The sequence below is a fragment of the Flagellimonas halotolerans genome (assembly GCF_035818535.1).
Lineage (GTDB): Bacteria > Bacteroidota > Bacteroidia > Flavobacteriales > Flavobacteriaceae > Flagellimonas > Flagellimonas halotolerans.
The window spans coordinates 49,775-66,771 of sequence record NZ_JAYKYV010000011.1; the positions used below are offsets into that span (position 1 = coordinate 49,775).

A 16,997-nucleotide genomic window follows, 5' to 3' on the forward strand; every position below is an offset into this window, starting at 1 on the left:
GAGAGTTCCCATAATAAATAATGAAGGCTTGTTGTGTTACAACCAACCCCGAAGTATATGAAAAATTGGGACATTGAGGATTTTGGACCAGATAGTTTGTTTACGGAAACCATCAAACTAGCCAAAGTAGGCATCTATGAACTTAACATAGCTACCAACGAAATCTATTGGAGCGATGTTACCCGCGAAATCACCGAAGTTCCTGATGATTTTGAGCCATCTTTGGACAATCTTGCTTCCTTTTTTAATGAAGGACACTACAGGGATATGGCACGTGATGCCATGCAAAATGCCATCTCAAAAGGCAAACCTTATGATTTGGACATGGAGGTTGTCACAGCGAAAGGCAACATTAAGTGTGTTCGTAATGTGGGGAATCCAAAAATGGAAAATGGGGTTTGTGTAAAATTATTCGGTTTCCTCCAAGACATTACCGAAAGGAAACAGACACAAGTTGAGCTTACCAAAAAAATCCAACAACTCAATCTTGCCGAACAATTATCCCAAATTGGCTATTGGGAATGGGATATTTTGGCCGACAATATTATTTGGTCGGACAACCTATATCGCATATTTGGCCTGGAAGTGGGCACTCCCATCCATTTTGAACGCGTTGTCGAAGCGATACATCCCGATGACCGAAAAACTTTTCGTGAGAATGCCCAAGAGTTTATCGACGAGAAACGGTTTCGAAAATTTATGCACCGCATAATTCACGAAGATGGTAGTGTCCATACAGTTGAGTTGATTGGGGAGCTCATCATGAATCAACATGGCGATGTGGTAAAAATGATCGGAACCACACAGGATATTACCGAACACCGAATGTCCGAAATCAAGTTTAGAGGTTTATTGGATTCCGCACCGGATACCATGGTCATTGTTGATCGAAAAGGTATCATCCAATTGATCAATAAGCAGGCAGAGAAAATGTTTGGCTATAAATCATCGGAACTTATAGACGAACATGTGACCGTTCTCGTCCCAAAACGACTTTGGGACACTATGGAATATTATGCTGAGACATTTTTTAAAGCCCCAAAACATACCGGGCTTCCTGCGGACCTTGATTTTTTTGTACAAAACAAATCAGGTTTCCAAATACCCGTCCAAGTTACCCTAAGCCCCCTGGAAACCTCCGAAGGCCTTCTGGTATCGATTGCCGTCAGGGATATTACGGTTCAAAAACAGGCAGCGCATCGAATTATGGAGACCAACAAAAGTTTAAAGGAATCGGCCAAGCGACTCAAGGCCCAAAATCGCCAATTGGAAGAGTTCAACCAAATCACATCGCACAATTTGAGATCCCCGGTAAGCAATCTCAATGCCCTATTGGATATTTACAAAACAGAAAACAATTCCAAAACCAAGGAAATGATCATCGGTAAAATTGAGTCAGTTACAAAACATCTTACATGGACCTTGGACACCCTTGTGGAATCCTTGCTCATTAAAAAAAGTGCTCAACAATCTTTAGAAAAAAGCTATTTCGACAAAACATTGGAAAGAACAAAAGAGATGCTCGCGGCCGAGATTTTAAAGACCAATGCAGTCATTACCTCTGATTTTTCCGAAGCTCCCACCGTGATGTACAATAAAATCTATTTGGAAAGTATTTTCATTAATCTGATCAGCAATTCCTTAAAATACAAGGCGAAAGACAGGGCTCCCGAAATTTTTGTCAAATCGAGGATAAACGATGGAAAGGTACAGCTGGAATTTAAGGACAATGGTTTGGGAATCAATCTTAAAAAGAACGGGCACAAACTCTTCGGGTTCAGCAAAGTTTTTCATAGAAACGATGACGCCAAAGGTGTTGGGTTATTTATAACAAAGGCCCAGGTTGATGCCATGGGCGGAAAAATTTGGGCCAAGAGCGAAGAAGGCAAAGGCACTTCTTTTTTTATAAATTTATAACTGATGATGATTATGAAACCAGTTAATGTCTTTGTGGTCGATGATGATGACATCTATCAATTTACAATCGGAGTAACACTTAAAAACATTCCAGCAGTGCGTTCTACCCGCACCTTTTCCGATGGTGCAGAAGCGCTGGAATATATAGTAATGCACCAGAATAACGATGATGAATTACCAGACATCATCTTTTTGGATATTAACATGCCCGTATTGGATGGGTTCCAATTTATGGAAGAGTTTATCGAACTGCGCCCTAAATTGAACAAAAGCATCAAAGTATATATGGTTTCCTCTTCGATGGACCCCAAGGATATCAAAAAGGCGGACAGAATTGAAGAAATATCCGATTATTTGATAAAACCTTTAGACTCAAAACATATCAGGGAAATCCTGTCGGAAATATCATAATACAGGAATATGTGTTCAACAGTTTTATCAACTTGCCTTTTAAGCATTAAAATGATATAGATCAAAACTCCCATTCTATGAGAACCTTTTTTGCGTAAGAATTGAACTATCTGGACTGAACCTTTGCGCTTTGTCAGGCTATTGCGTTTTATGCGTCCAATCCATTTTTAGACCATATTAAATATATACCCAAAAACCATTACATTTGGTAATTCGATAAGAATATGGCCAAGCACAAACTTCAACCGGACAATTGGGTAAATCAATATGCCGATTACCTGTTCAACTATGCAGTTTCTCGTGTAAGCGATGCTGAAATTGCAAAGGATTTGGTACAGGAAACCTTTTTTGCGGGCCTCAACTCGGCCAAAAACTATAAAGGTGATGCCGCCGAACGCACTTGGCTGGTGTCCATTTTAAAAAGAAAGGTCATTGACCATTACCGAAAAATAAATTCAAAAAAAGGGAAAGCAGAGGTGCGTATCAACTATAGCTCCGATTCAGATGGGGAAGGGGATTGGCTAGAGCAGCATGTGGCCGACCCTTACAGCCGTGATGGCGGCAATAAACTTGAAAATGAGGAGTTGGGCGCTGCCATTCAGGACTGCATTTCAAAATTGCCCCAAAAACAGGCATTGGTCTTTAAATTAAAGACCATTCAAGGAATGAGCACTGAAGATGTTTGTAATGAACTTGATATAAACCCGTCCAACCTTTGGGTGATGGTCCATAGGGCACGAACGGCGCTCATGGGTTGTTTAAATGAAAATTGGTTTTAGGTATGAAGATTTCATGTAAAGAAGCATCATGCATCTGTGATAAATCCCAGTATAAGGAAGCGACTTTATGGGATATCATAAAACTGCGCTTACACCTTTTATACTGTAAAGTTTGCAGAGGATACTCCAAAAAGAACGGAAAACTGACCTCGCTATGCGACCGAGCCGGACTTACCATGCTATCGGAAGACGAAAAAAAGCAAATGAAAAAAGAACTCGAAGAAAAACGCTAAAAGTAATTTTCTGTTGCCCAAAATAAACAGAACCAAAAAATGGGGATGGCCTCTACCCAAAACATTACAAAGTATTTGGATTTTATCTGTTTGTCCGATACAAGTACAAGGATAAGCAAAACAGACAATACTAAACGCAACACAACCTCCAGTTGATGTACCTCATCCTTCAAAAAAGTCAACAGAAAAAAAGTTAGGGTCAATCCCATTCCCAATCGCTTTGTGTTTTTAGTGCCCAAGACCTGCGGCAAAGTTCGGAGACTTCTATGATCCCATTGCATATCCCTAATTTCAAACGGCAGTATCAAGACCAAAACCAAGAACATTCTTTGAATAAAGGTTACCACAAAGTCCCAGTCCAAGGTCATTTTCGCATCCAAAACAGGCAACAAAACCGTAAAGCCTGCCCAAACAAAGGCCACAATATAAATTTTAAGTCCCGCCAAATTCCTTAGGTTTTTGGCCCGCGGCAATAACGGAACTGCATATAAAGCGGATAACACGCCCAAAACTATGGTCGCCACCCAAATTTCCTTATCCAATTGGATCAAAAAATAGATAGCGAACACAAAAGAAATAAAGCTAAAAACCTGAATGATTTTATGATAGGCATTGGACACAATCAAATATTTGTAGGCCTCTACCCCATATTTGATGAAATTGTAGCAAACAATCACACTAAAAAAAATAAAGCCCAAAAGATTGAGACCCGACGAACTCCCCAAAAGGTGAAAGGTAACACCAGCCATGGAAATAACAGCAACAGCCACATGGATGCTAGCATCCAAGTAAAAATCAAAAATAGCTTTTAGGGTTCGCATGAGTTAAAATCCAATCTCTTTTACCAAAGGTTAACTTGTAGTTAACAACTTTGGTTCAGAGTCTTTCAAAATTGACCATTTTCATCGAATTAATCCCTAATTTTGTGCACTTTATTGGATTGAACATGAACACAGAGGTTTTTGCCGCCAGACACATTGGCATCACAGAAAGAGACTTGCCCCACATGCTCAAAACCATTGGGGTGGAAAGCATGGAACAGCTCATTTACGAGACCATTCCCGATGACATCAAATTAAAGAAACCATTGGATCTTCCGAAGGGTATCAGCGAACACGAGTTCCTGAGCCACCTAAACGAACTGGCCAAGAAAAACAAGGTTTTTAAAACCTATATCGGCTTAGGGTACCACGAGACCCTGACACCATCGGTCATCAAAAGGAATATTCTGGAAAATCCCGGATGGTACACGGCCTACACACCCTACCAAGCCGAGATTGCCCAAGGTAGGTTAGAAGCACTTTTGAATTTCCAGACGATGGTTGCCGACCTTACTGGCATGGAAATCGCCAATGCTTCGCTTTTGGATGAAAGTACCGCTGCCGCTGAAGCCATGAGCATGTTGTTCGAGCTTCGCAGTCGACAACAAAAAAAGGACGGTGCCGTAAAGTTTTTCGTTTCTGAAGAAATACTGCCACAAACCTTGAGCTTACTGGAAACACGAGCCATACCCTTAGGCATAGAATTGGTTGTAGGAAATCATGAAGGTTTTGATTTTTCAGATGAATACTATGGTACCTTGCTGCAATACCCGGGGAAACATGGTCAAGTAAACGATTATGCCTCCTTTGTGAAAAAAGCCAAGGCAAACGAAATAAAGGTGGCGGTTGCAGCCGATATTTTGAGTTTGGTAATGCTTACCCCTCCTGGTGAATGGGGCGTGGATGCCGTAGTGGGAACCACCCAACGTTTTGGGATTCCATTAGGTTATGGCGGCCCACATGCCGCTTTTTTTGCCACCAAAGAAGCTTATAAAAGAAATATTCCCGGAAGAATTATCGGAATCACTAAAGATACCGATGGCAACCCAGCCCTACGAATGGCACTTCAAACTAGGGAACAACACATAAAAAGGGATAAAGCAACTTCCAATATCTGTACCGCACAAGTACTTTTGGCAGTTATGGCCGGAATGTATGCGGTTTATCACGGTCCGGAAGGCTTAAAATATATTGCCGGAAAAGTTCATCATCAAACCAAAAAATTGGCCAATACCTTGGAAAATTATGGGTTTGAGCAATTGAACACCGCTTATTTTGATACCATTCAAGTAAAAGTTAAAAACACAGAGCGACTTAGGGAAATAGCAGAGAGCAAAAGCATCAACCTTTATTATATTGATGATGCAACGGTTTCCGTTTCTTTGAACGAAGCTGTTTCCGATACGGATGTAAATGTATTGGTATCTTGTTTCTTGGAATCTCAAGAACTAAAGGAAAAAACCTCGGCAAACATTGAATTGGAAGAGATCATTCCTGCCCATTTGCAAAGGCAAGCTCCGTTTATGGAGCACGAAGTATTCAACTCCTACCATTCTGAAACGGAGTTGATGCGATATATCAAAAAATTGGAACGGAAGGATTTGGCATTGAACCACTCCATGATCTCTTTGGGAAGTTGCACTATGAAGCTGAACGCTGCTTCGGAAATGCTGCCTTTAAGCTGGCCAGAATGGGGTAACATACACCCTTTTGTACCCGTAAACCAAGCGCTAGGCTACCAAGAGGTGCTAAAATCGCTTGAAGAACAATTAAATATAATTACCGGGTTTTCGGCCACTTCCCTTCAGCCCAACTCGGGTGCCCAGGGGGAATACGCTGGTTTGATGGTCATCCGTGCCTATCACGAATCACAGGGAGAAGGGCACCGGAACATTTGTCTAATTCCTGCTTCGGCACACGGAACCAACCCTGCTTCGGCAGTAATGGCCGGCATGAAAGTGGTAGTGACCAAAACCGATGAAAAAGGTAATATCGACATTGTTGATTTGGAGGAAAAGGCAGAGAAACATGCAGAGAACCTTGCTGCATTGATGGTCACCTACCCTTCCACCCACGGTGTATTTGAATCATCCATAAAACAAATCACAAAACTTATCCACAATAACGGTGGGCAGGTGTATATGGATGGTGCCAACATGAATGCCCAAGTAGGATTGACCAATCCTGCAACGATCGGAGCCGATGTTTGTCACCTGAATCTACACAAGACCTTTGCCATCCCTCATGGTGGTGGTGGCCCTGGAGTAGGGCCCATTTGTGTTGCCGAGCATTTAAAACCATTCTTGCCAACAAACCCTGTTATTGAAACGGGGGGTGAAAACGCAATAACCGCTATTTCCGCTGCACCATGGGGAAGTTCGTTGGTTTGCTTGATTTCTTACGGATACATTAAAATGTTAGGGACTGGAGGACTTACCAAAGCCACCGAAGCGGCAATCCTTAATGCCAATTACATTAAAGGTCGCTTAAAAGATAAGTTTGATGTACTTTATACCGGCGAGCGTGGACGTGCGGCCCACGAAATGATCATTGACTGCAGACCTTTTAAAGCCAATGGAATTGAAGTGACCGATATTGCCAAACGTCTTATTGATTACGGATTCCATGCACCAACCGTTTCTTTTCCCGTTGCTGGCACAATGATGATAGAGCCCACCGAAAGTGAAAGTCGTGCAGAGTTGGACCGTTTTTGTGATGCCTTGCTATCCATCAGAACAGAGATTGATGAAGCTTCTGCCGACGAAACGGATAATGTTTTGAAAAATGCTCCGCATACCTTGGGTATGTTAACAAGTGATGCCTGGGGCCATCCGTACAGTAGGGAAAAAGCCGCCTTTCCATTGCCTTATGTGGCCGAAAATAAGTTTTGGCCCAGCATTAGAAGAACTGATGAAGCATTTGGGGATCGTAATTTGATGTGCACTTGTGCGCCTATAGAAGATTACATAGAAGCCTGAAAACCATTATAAACATTAGAAAAAAGCCTTGGTTCCAAAATAAGACCAAGGCTTTTTTCATATCCTGCAATATATAAGGTATCTTTTGAACATTGTACTATTTATTATGCATGCATAGCATTGTTGACTATATATCTTAACTTGTTATGATTAAAACCTCCAGATAAGATGAAAATTGGCATTACAGGTACCGGAAGCTATATTCCATCCATTGTAACCAAAAACGAAGATTTTTTGCATCATAAGTTTATGGAGACCGATGGATCTCCATTTGAACAACAGAACAATGTAATCATTGAAAAGTTTAAGGCCATAACAGGCATCGCCAACCGAAGGTATGCCAAACCCGATTTAAAAACTTCGGACATCGGTTTTTTGGCGGCTGAAGAAGCCATTGGCAATGCTGGGATTGATAAAGAAGAACTTGATTACATCATATTTGCCCACAATTTTGGTGACCTCACTCCTGGAAAAATCCAAGGGGACACTTTACCCAGTCTAGCAACCCGTGTGAAGCGTTTGTTGCGTATCAAAAATCCTAAATGTGTGGCCTACGACCTAATTTTTGGTTGCCCAGGATGGATTGAGGGTATGATTCAGGCTACCGCATTCATCAAAAGTGGTATGGCCAAAAAATGTTTGGTAATCGGCGGGGAAACCCTTTCCAGAGTAGTGGATCAACACGACCGTGATAGTATGATTTTCTCCGATGGCGCCGGAGCTGCCATTTTAGAGGCCAATTCGTCAAACGGTGAAATATTGTCCCATGCCTCGGCAACTTACGCCAACGAAGAGGCCTATTATCTATATTTTGATAAATCCAACAGCTCCGAAGCGTGCAAGGATACCCGGTACATAAAAATGCAAGGACGTAAAATATATGAGTTTGCCTGTATCAACGTACCCAATGCGATGGCTTCTTGTTTAGACGATAGTAGGGTTAGCATAGATGATGTCAAAAAAGTCTTCATTCATCAAGCCAATGAAAAAATGGATCAGGCCATCATCAAAAGATTTTATAAAATCTATGGGAAAACGGTTCCCGAAAATGTAATGCCCATGAGTATTCAAGATTTGGGCAATAGTTCCGTAGCCACCGTCCCTACCCTTTACGATATGGTACTTAAAGGCAAACTGCCCGAACATGAAGTGAAAAAAGGAGATGTTGTTATATTTGCGAGTGTTGGTGCAGGAATGAACATCAACGCTATTGTTTACAGATGTTGAAATGTTTGGAAAACATGTTCCAGTATCAAGTTCAAACTCAAGTATCAAACCCAATAACATAAAAACTAATTTGGGATATATGATTTGTTTTTTGGAATTTTAGCGCATGTACGAAAACAACTTTCCCAACAAACGCTACAAGCACACCTTGGCGTTTCTGCAAAAGCATATCGATATTTCTGAATCTATTTTGGATCTTGGGGTAGAGAATCCCTTTGCTGAAATAATGAAATCCAATGGATATAATGTAGAAAACACCTCGGGTGAAGATTTGGATATAGATTTTCAAAACGTTGCACAATCAGATGCTGATGTGGTGACCGCTTTTGAAATATTTGAGCATTTGGTGGCCCCCTTTAATGTTTTGAAAGCGATAAAAGCCGAAAAATTGGTAGCGAGCATTCCCATGCGATTATGGTTTTCACCGGCATACCGAAGCAAGACCGACCCTTGGGACCGTCATTATCACGAATTTGAAGATTGGCAATTTGATTGGCTTTTGGATAAAGCGGGTTGGACCATAAAAGACTCCGCCAAATGGACGAACCCGACCAAAAAAATTGGGGTGCGGCCCATACTCCGGTATTTCACAAACCGATATTACATTGTTTATGCTGAACGTGTGCGATAGAAAGATAAAGGGTAAAGGGCCAAAAGGTAAATAAAGTACAAGTTCAAGCATCAAGTGCAAAAACAAAGAGAAAAGAAAGAAGAGCAAAGAATCAAGACACAAGACTTCGTCCATCGTGCTTCGGACATCAGACATCTAAAACTAGACCAAACTTCTTTGGGATAAGTGACCATATTTTTGGAATTTTAGCAAATGCGAATCAGTATCGTTATTCCCGCGCACAATGAGGCTGCTTTTTTAAAAGATTGCCTGGATTCTTTTGTGGCTCAAACCTATTTGCCCAATGAAATTATTGTGGTGGACGACAATTCTTCGGACGATACTTTTAAAATTGCCCAAAGCTATGCGCAAAAATACAACTGGATCAAAGTTTTGCAACGCAACTCAACTGATAAGCATGTTCCCGGAAAAAAAGTAATTGACACCTTTAATTTTGGTTTGGAACACACCTTGGAATACGACTTCATCGGAAAGTTTGATGCCGATATCATCCTGCCAAACAACTACTTTGAGCTTATAGTCAATCAATTTAAGGCCAATTGGAAACTGGGCATGTGCTCAGGGCTTTTATACATCAAAAAAGCGGGTGATTGGGTGTATGAAAACATTGCGGACAAAAACCATATTCGAGGCCCCATAAAATTATATCGCAAAGCCTGTTTCAACAAAATTGGCAGATTACGCCCTGATGTAGGCTGGGACACCGTGGATACCCTTTTGGCAAAATACCACGACTTTGATACCTTAACCCTACCCGAACTAAAGGTAAAACACCTCCGCCCTACCGGACATGGTTACAGTTCCAAAAATCATCAAACCAAAGGCGTGGCCATGTATAAAATGCGTTACGGGATTGTTCTCACCAAAATAGCCGCTTTAAAAATGGCTTGGCAGACCAAAAACCCAGGTTTGTACTTCCAAGCAGTTTTTGGGTACTTCAAAGCATTCTTCCAAAAACAACCTCGGTATGTTTCCAAGCAAGAGGGAAAATTCATCAGGAGCTATCGTTGGAAGGGCATTTGGTCTAAATTTTCATAAAAACTAACTGTACACCTTCATCCATCAATTGAAAACGGGCCTTCGTCAATCAACAAGGCTTTGCTATAGGTGAAACTAGTATTTTGTTGGCGCAAAAGAATTTGCATAAAGTAAATCCATTTATAAACCAAACAATACTATAGCGTATGTATCCTTCTATCCCCAACCCAGTTGACTTAAAAAGAATATGCAAAGCTTATACGGCTTTGGAAGCCATTCTTATACTCAACCAAATGATAGGAAATAGCAGATACAAAAAAAATCACGACAACCCCAAGGGGGAGAATTTTTCTTTCTTCCTAGAATTCAATATGCACATGGGGATCGTTTTTGGTGAACAGGGAACCTGCATTGTTGGCTTCTATTACGATTGTGACCTTATCGACCGTTTTGAAGACGCCCATAAAGAAATCCTTAGGAAAGAGGAAGAACTCGAAAGAAAAAAACATAAATGGTGGATGTTTAAAAAATTTGAACCTAAACCCGTGTGGGATATTTTCTATAATGTGGATGATTTGTCCGTAGAGATTGAAAAATTGATGGAAGAACCCGTGATTGACCGAACATCATTTTGCGCTTGGTAGACCAAAACAGATACCAAGTGGCAAAAGGGGCGTATTACATGTTCCAAAGTTGAACTTGACGAAGATGTTTCCGAACTGGAAAATGGTTCAGATTTTTTCCTCCGCGATTTTGATGGGAACCCTGTTACGGTTAAAAATACTCTGAATAACGGTATTCAAAGAGATTTGGACCTGAAAACCATAGAAAAGGTTATCAATGGGGAAGCAATCACAAAAGAATTTGTTCCAAAAGCTAAACCCTGAACGCCAGGGTTTCGAAAAATTAAAATCTGATTTGGATGAAATTGGGTTTCCCCATAAACTATAATGGCCCGTTTACTTAATCTGCAAAATCATAAACTTAATCCAACACCTCCCCAATCGGATGTCCCGTAGTTCCACTTGGGAATGCAATTCCCAACAAAGCCGCAAGGGTCGGGGCAATATCTGGTATTTCGGTGCGATTTACGGTACTACCCTGCTTAATACCTTTTCCGTAAAACAATAAAGGCACATGAGTGTCATATATTTGGGCTGATCCATGGGTGGAACCTGTTCTGCTGTACGAAATGTACCCCACATTTGGCACAATAAGCACATCGCCCGAACGCTTTTGATTATAACCGTTCTGCAATATGTAAGGTATGCCTTCCAAATACTCGTTTTCCCACATTTGATGGGCCGTGTACACTTGACCTATTCCTTCGTAAGACAACAATTCTTTAGCGATATCCTCTTGGGCATCATCAAGGTCTATGTCTAAATTTGCCAAAATCTTATGGTCCAAAAACAATTGGTAATTGGAAAGATCTCGTACCACATCCGTTGTCCCATATTTATACTGAAGAAATTCGGCAAACTTTGTTTGCACACCCTTCATATCCAAATAACCTGCTGGAATCTTGGAATCCATCAAATAAGAAGGCACATTAATGGCAGCATGGTCGGCAGTCAGGAAAACGGTGTACGCCCCCTCACCCACTTTTTCGTCCAAAGTTGAAAAAATACGGGCCAAATCTTGATCCAGCCTTAAGTAGGTATCTTCTACCTCTTTGGAATTAACTCCATAAAAATGCCCCACATAATCGGTACTGGAAAAACTTATGGCCAAGAAATCCGTGATGGTGTCGCCCCCTAAATCCTCGCCTTCCAAAGCAGCCAACGCAAAATCTGTCGTGATGCTGTTTCCGTAAGGAGTAGCTCGCAACAGGCCAAACTGACCGTTGGTATCCCACAAGCTAGGTATATCGTGCGGGAAGGTGTTACTTGTCTCCCCTTTTTGCAAACCTTCATAATTATTGGCATCCAATCCGCTTTCCGCATAAGTTTCAATGGGTTTTAAGGTGTTCCAAGGTTTTTTATAGGCTTCAACCGCGTTTGAATTGTTGAAATCGGTCACCCATTGGGGTAAGGTTTCCATGTAGTAGGAACTGGTAATCCAGTTTCCCGTTGCCCCTCCTTCAAACCAATAGGCTGCATTGGCTGTGTGACCCACAGGTAACACTGCCCCTCTGTCTTTTAGTGCCACGCCTATTACCTTTCCTCTTTTTTGAGTGTGTAAGCGCAACTGATCGGTAATGGTGGTTGTAAGCATCCTGTGGGGGGACATTTGCCCTGCATCGGAGATCGTTCCTACGGATGTGTAACTATCATCCCCTGCACAATACACGTCTTGTCCAGATTCCTTATCGAACCAATCATTGCCAATAATACCGTGCATGGAAGGTGTTGTACCGGTATAAACCGATGCATGACCGGGCCCTGTACTTGTTGGGGCATAGTTAAAATGATTGTTTTTACAATTAAAGCCCTCGTTTACCAATCTTTTAAATCCTCCTTCTCCATATTGGTTCCAAAAACGGGTAAGGTAATCGTACCGCATTTGGTCCACTACAATGCCCACGACCAATTTTGGAGTTTGAGCAATGGGTTCTGGCTGTATTTCTGCATCGTTCTTTTTTCTTCGTTGTCCGTATGAAATACTGATGATGCACAATGCTAAGATGGAAACTATAAGGTTGGTCTTTTTCATGGTATGGATTTAATCAAATAACAGCAAAACTATTGATTTCTGTCGTTTAAAAATTTAAATGAAGGTTAAATGCTGCACAATATTCTTATTTTTATCAACTCAAGTCCAAAAAAACGCATGAAATACCTAGAAGCGATCGGGAAATACTTCATCATGATTTGGGAAGTATTTAAAAAACCTACCAAGTGGCGCATTATGAAAACCTTGATCTTCAAGGAAATTGATGAGCTTATCTATGGCGCCATGGGCATCATTATATTCATCTCATTTTTTATAGGTGGAGTTGTTACCATACAAACCGCACTAAACCTAACCAATCCTCTTTTACCGAAAAGTCTTATTGGATTTGCCGCAAGGCAATCCGTTATATTGGAGTTTGCTCCAACCTTTACCTCTATTATTATGGCGGGAAAAGTAGGCTCGTACATAACATCCAGCATAGGCACCATGAGGGTCACCGAACAAATCGATGCCCTTGAAGTAATGGGGATAAACTCTTTGAACTATCTGGTTTTCCCTAAGATTGTGGCTACCATGCTGTATCCCTTTGCAGTTGCAATCTCCATGTTTGTTGGTATTTTGGGCGGATGGGTGGCAGCTGTATTTGGAGGCTTTGCCCCAAGTGGTGATTTTATTCAGGGACTACAAATGGATTTTGATTCGTACCATGTAACCTATGCACTTATAAAATCAGTGGTTTTTGCCTTTGTGATCGCCACTGTTCCCTCTTTCCATGGTTTTTACATGACCGGGGGTGCTTTGGATGTAGGAAAGGCCAGTACCACATCCTTTGTTTGGACGAGCGTTGTTATTATTATTGTGAATTACATTTTAACACAATTGTTATTGGGCTAATGATCGAAGTAGAGAACATACATAAGTCATTTGGGGACAATCACGTTCTAAAAGGAATTTCCACATGTTTTGACAAAGGCAAGACCAACCTTATCATTGGACAGAGTGGTTCGGGAAAAACAGTATTCCTCAAATGCCTACTGGGTTTGTTTGAACCCGACCAGGGCAATATATGCTACAACGGACAATACTATTCCGACCTTTCGGCAAAGGAACGAAGAAACCTACGACAGGAAATGGGCATGGTGTTCCAAGGAAGCGCTCTTTTTGATTCCATGACCGTGGAGGGCAATGTGATGTTCCCCTTGGATATGTTCACCAATCAATCGCTGTCCGAAAAACAGGACAGGGTAGACTTTGTTCTGAAACGCGTTAATTTGGTAGATGCCCACAAAAGGTTACCTGCGGAAATTTCTGGGGGAATGCAAAAAAGGGTGGCCATCGCACGGGCCATTGTAATGAATCCCAAATATTTGTTCTGCGACGAACCCAACTCTGGGCTTGATCCCAAAACAGCTATTTTGATTGATAACCTTATCCATGAGATTACTCAGGAATACGACATTACCACAGTAATCAACACCCATGATATGAACTCCGTGATGGAAATCGGGGAAAAAATAATCTTCTTAAAAAACGGGCATAAAGAATGGGAAGGCACAAACAGGGAAATCTTTAAAACCGACAATGAAGCCGTAACTGATTTTGTCTACTCCTCGGAGCTCTTTAAAAAGGTTCGACAAATGTATATTGAAGAACGGAATTGATGCTTTGTTCTTAGGTTATTCAGTTATTGGAATTTGTGATGATGATTCAATAAGGAATGGCATATTGACTTTCGACAAGCTCATGTTCAAGGTTCAATTTTCAAAAATAAAAGATAGGAGTTATTGCTGACTGCCTATTGCAAACTGCCCACCGACTTCCGACTTATAAATAAAAACTACTCCACTTCCTTAATTACAAGGGTTGTGTCTTGAAGCCTCAATTTTAACCAAGCAAGCATTTTTTTGGTATCCGTCTCTATTTGTCCGGAACTTACCCCATTTTTCCAATCCACCTCAAAAACCGGAACTGTGTCCATTTTTTTAAAATCGGTACGCACTTGATAGGAAAAACCAAGTGTTTCAATATTTTCGTAATTAGCTTTGGCCTCTGCACTAATGTCTCGAAAAGGCACCTGTTTTCCTATATTTTTGGTCAAAGTAGTCAATTCTTCTTCGAGCATTCGGATTTGCTCATCCTTGTTCAACAATTCGGCCTTGTTCTTCTCGTACAACTCACTTACGTAGTTGAACTTTTCCTCTGAATCATCTTGCCCTCCCTGAATTATATGTAGCTCGGCATTTTTAAGTCGGTTATATTCATTTTTTTGGGTTCGCCATGTATTCACCACATTTTCAGGAACCGATTCATCGCCCATGAACACAACTTCTATCATTGATGTTCCATCATCCACATATTCCAATTTGGTAAGGTTATCCACATATCTTCCAGCACCCTCAAACTGGTACACTTCCACGGTATCTTGTAAAAAACTTTGTGCCTGCTTCATAAAAAGTGATTCTTGGAATACCTTATAAAAGGTAAATCCAGCAGGTATCATCACCAAAATTCCTGTAATGGAGGCCAAACGGGCAATTAATCTTCTGCGCTGCGAGTTGGCGTAGCGCACCATGGGAAACCGCAAAAACTTGATGACCAAAAAAGTGGCCAGACCAATAAAAATGGTATTGATAGTAAATAAGTACATGGCCCCCGCCGCATACCAGGGTTTACCAATGGCCAGACCAAAACCTACAGTACAAAGAGGCGGCATCAAAGCTGTTGCAATGGCCACACCAAATATAACACTGGCAATGGTGCCTTTTTTGGCCCGTGCAATCACAAGGGCAAGTCCACCAAAAAATGCAATCAGCACATCCCGAATATCTGGCTTGGTCCGTGCCAAAAGTTCGGACGATTCATCACGAAGCGGAAAAAGATAGAAGAACAAAAAAGCAGTGATGACACTCAAAACCACCATAACGGCAAAATTTTTGAGCGATCGTCGCAACGTATCTATATCATTTATGGCCAAGGACATCCCCATTCCCAAAATAGGGCCCATTAACGGGGAAATTAACATGGCTCCGATCACCACAGCGGTCGAGTTGGCATTCAACCCAACGGAAGCAATAAAAATGGAACATATCAAAATCCAAGAGGTATGCCCCTTGAAAGGAATATCGGCAATAATGGATTCTTTGGTAGCGCCTGGATCGGTATTGGAACGAATTTCCAACAAATCCGAAAGAAACTTCCGCATACTGCCCAAAAGTCCCTTAAGGTCCTTTTTTACTTCATCTCCGCTGTCCTGAGGTGGAGATGTTTCCTTATCTTTATTTTGATCTTCACTCATCTATTATGCAAACTGGTCCCCAAATTTATCTTTTACTTGGTTCAATACTTTTTTAATATCCTGTTGTTTGTTCTTGGGATAAATCAAAAGCACCTCTTCTTTATCCACAATAATATAATCTTCCAGACCATCCACCACTACAATTTTTCCTTTTGGTGAACGAATCATATTGCCTTTGGCATTTTCCAAGAGCACTTTGGCATTGACCACGGCGTTTTCCTCTCCGTCCTTGTCCAATTTATCGTACAGTGCTCCCCAAGTACCTAAATCGTTCCAATCAAAAGTTGCGGGCAAGGTGTAGATGGATTTGGATTGTTCCAATATAGCATAATCAATGGATATGTTTTCTGCCTTGGCATAATTTTCTTGGATAAAAGCTCTTTCATCTTCGGTATTATAATTGGAAATACCTTTGCCAAACAATTCATATTGACTTGGCTGATATTTTTTGAAAGCTTCAACAATGGTTTCCACGCTCCACATAAAAATACCCGCGTTCCAAAGAAAGTTGCCTTGTGCCAAAAATTTCTTTGCGGTCTCGTAATCTGGTTTTTCCCTAAACTGGGACACCTTTTTAAGGTTCTCGTCACTCCCTTTTTCAAATTCTATATAACCAAATCCAGTATTTGGAAATGTTGGCTTTATGCCCAAGGTGCAAAGTGCATTTTCCTTTTCACATTTATCAAAACAGCTTATTACATCCTTTTCAAAAGCGGTTTCATCTTCTATCCAGTGATCACTGGGTGCCACGATCATTACCGCATTGGGGTTCATTTTTTGAATCTTTAAGGAGGCATACAAAATACAGGGTGCCGTGTTGCGCATGGCAGGTTCCAAAACAACTTGGTTCTGCTTTACCTTTGGTAATTGCTCCAAAACCAAATCATTGTAACGTTCATTGGTCAAGATCAAAATGTTTTCGGTGGGGATAAACTTGTTTAAGCGATCAAATGTTTTTTGAATCAAGGTTTTGCCCGTCCCCAACATATCATGAAACTGTTTGGGGTTTGATGATGTACTCACAGGCCAAAATCGGGAACCAACGCCCCCTGCCATTAAAACTGCATAATAATTCTTGTTCATTATTTTATTTTCTGTCATTCCTGCGAAC

The 16,997-nt window shown here is 41.1% G+C and carries 15 protein-coding genes; 11 read left to right on the forward strand and 4 right to left on the reverse strand.

Features of this window, described 5'->3' with window-relative positions:
- Window positions 1-57 precede the first annotated feature (57 nt).
- The 4 genes from VM932_RS12630 (at window position 58) to VM932_RS12645 (ending at window position 3,340) form a co-directional block, all read left to right on the forward strand.
- Window positions 58-1,917 carry a sensor histidine kinase gene (locus VM932_RS12630; RefSeq protein WP_326279122.1) on the forward strand — a complete coding sequence of 620 codons (1,860 nt, stop codon included), beginning with the start codon at window positions 58-60 and terminating at the stop codon, window positions 1,915-1,917.
- 12 nt (window positions 1,918-1,929) lie between these two features.
- Window positions 1,930-2,328 (forward strand): response regulator, encoded by a 399-nt coding sequence (locus VM932_RS12635; protein WP_326279123.1) that lies wholly within the window; start codon window positions 1,930-1,932, stop codon window positions 2,326-2,328.
- A gap of 224 nt (window positions 2,329-2,552) precedes the next feature.
- On the forward strand, window positions 2,553-3,107 hold the full coding sequence (locus VM932_RS12640) for a sigma-70 family RNA polymerase sigma factor (protein ID WP_326279124.1): 555 nt from the start codon (window positions 2,553-2,555) through the stop codon (window positions 3,105-3,107).
- 2 nt (window positions 3,108-3,109) lie between these two features.
- Window positions 3,110-3,340, forward strand: coding sequence for a hypothetical protein (locus VM932_RS12645; protein ID WP_326279125.1), 231 nt, complete (start codon window positions 3,110-3,112; stop codon window positions 3,338-3,340).
- On the opposite strand, the gene VM932_RS12650 is transcribed toward VM932_RS12645, so the two are convergent.
- The gene (locus VM932_RS12650) at window positions 3,337-4,161 is read right to left on the reverse strand and encodes a UbiA prenyltransferase family protein (RefSeq protein ID WP_326279126.1); all 825 of its coding nucleotides are present in this window, start codon (window positions 4,159-4,161) and stop codon (window positions 3,337-3,339) included. The two genes, VM932_RS12645 and VM932_RS12650, sit on opposite strands and share 4 nt — an antisense overlap.
- A 125-nt stretch (window positions 4,162-4,286) precedes the next feature.
- On the opposite strand from VM932_RS12650, the gene gcvP reads away from it, so the two are divergent.
- The 5 genes from gcvP (at window position 4,287) to VM932_RS12675 (ending at window position 10,619) form a co-directional block, all read left to right on the forward strand.
- Window positions 4,287-7,139 carry an aminomethyl-transferring glycine dehydrogenase gene (gene gcvP / locus VM932_RS12655; protein WP_326279167.1) on the forward strand — a complete coding sequence of 951 codons (2,853 nt, stop codon included), beginning with the start codon at window positions 4,287-4,289 and terminating at the stop codon, window positions 7,137-7,139.
- Window positions 7,140-7,307: 168 nt separating this feature from the next.
- Window positions 7,308-8,366 (forward strand): 3-oxoacyl-ACP synthase III family protein, encoded by a 1,059-nt coding sequence (locus VM932_RS12660; protein ID WP_326279127.1) that lies wholly within the window; start codon window positions 7,308-7,310, stop codon window positions 8,364-8,366.
- Window positions 8,367-8,472: 106 nt separating this feature from the next.
- Complete coding sequence (locus VM932_RS12665) at window positions 8,473-8,997, forward strand: class I SAM-dependent methyltransferase (RefSeq protein ID WP_326279128.1); 525 nt, start codon at window positions 8,473-8,475, stop codon at window positions 8,995-8,997.
- A gap of 192 nt (window positions 8,998-9,189) precedes the next feature.
- The gene (locus VM932_RS12670) at window positions 9,190-10,035 is read left to right on the forward strand and encodes a glycosyltransferase family 2 protein (RefSeq protein ID WP_326279129.1); all 846 of its coding nucleotides are present in this window, start codon (window positions 9,190-9,192) and stop codon (window positions 10,033-10,035) included.
- Window positions 10,036-10,181: 146 nt separating this feature from the next.
- A complete protein-coding gene (locus VM932_RS12675; protein ID WP_326279130.1) occupies window positions 10,182-10,619 on the forward strand; it encodes a hypothetical protein in 438 nt (145 codons plus the stop codon).
- 340 nt (window positions 10,620-10,959) lie between these two features.
- On the opposite strand, the gene pafA is transcribed toward VM932_RS12675, so the two are convergent.
- Window positions 10,960-12,630, reverse strand: coding sequence for an alkaline phosphatase PafA (pafA, locus tag VM932_RS12680; protein ID WP_326279131.1), 1,671 nt, complete (start codon window positions 12,628-12,630; stop codon window positions 10,960-10,962).
- 117 nt (window positions 12,631-12,747) lie between these two features.
- Here pafA and VM932_RS12685 point away from each other — a divergent pair, with 117 nt between their 5' ends.
- Window positions 12,748-13,485, forward strand: a complete 738-nt coding sequence (locus tag VM932_RS12685; protein ID WP_163626185.1) for an MlaE family ABC transporter permease — start codon at window positions 12,748-12,750, stop codon at window positions 13,483-13,485.
- On the forward strand, window positions 13,485-14,252 hold the full coding sequence (locus VM932_RS12690) for an ABC transporter ATP-binding protein (RefSeq protein WP_326279132.1): 768 nt from the start codon (window positions 13,485-13,487) through the stop codon (window positions 14,250-14,252). Before VM932_RS12685 ends, VM932_RS12690 begins: the two co-directional genes overlap by 1 nt.
- Window positions 14,253-14,428: 176 nt before the next feature.
- Here the strand turns inward: VM932_RS12690 and VM932_RS12695 are convergent, their stop codons facing one another.
- Both VM932_RS12695 and VM932_RS12700 read right to left on the reverse strand, forming a co-directional pair.
- Window positions 14,429-15,886, reverse strand: coding sequence for a DUF389 domain-containing protein (locus VM932_RS12695; protein ID WP_326279133.1), 1,458 nt, complete (start codon window positions 15,884-15,886; stop codon window positions 14,429-14,431).
- A 3-nt stretch (window positions 15,887-15,889) separates the two neighbouring features.
- On the reverse strand, window positions 15,890-16,969 hold the full coding sequence (locus VM932_RS12700) for a mannose-1-phosphate guanylyltransferase (RefSeq protein ID WP_326279134.1): 1,080 nt from the start codon (window positions 16,967-16,969) through the stop codon (window positions 15,890-15,892).
- Window positions 16,970-16,997 lie beyond the last annotated feature (28 nt).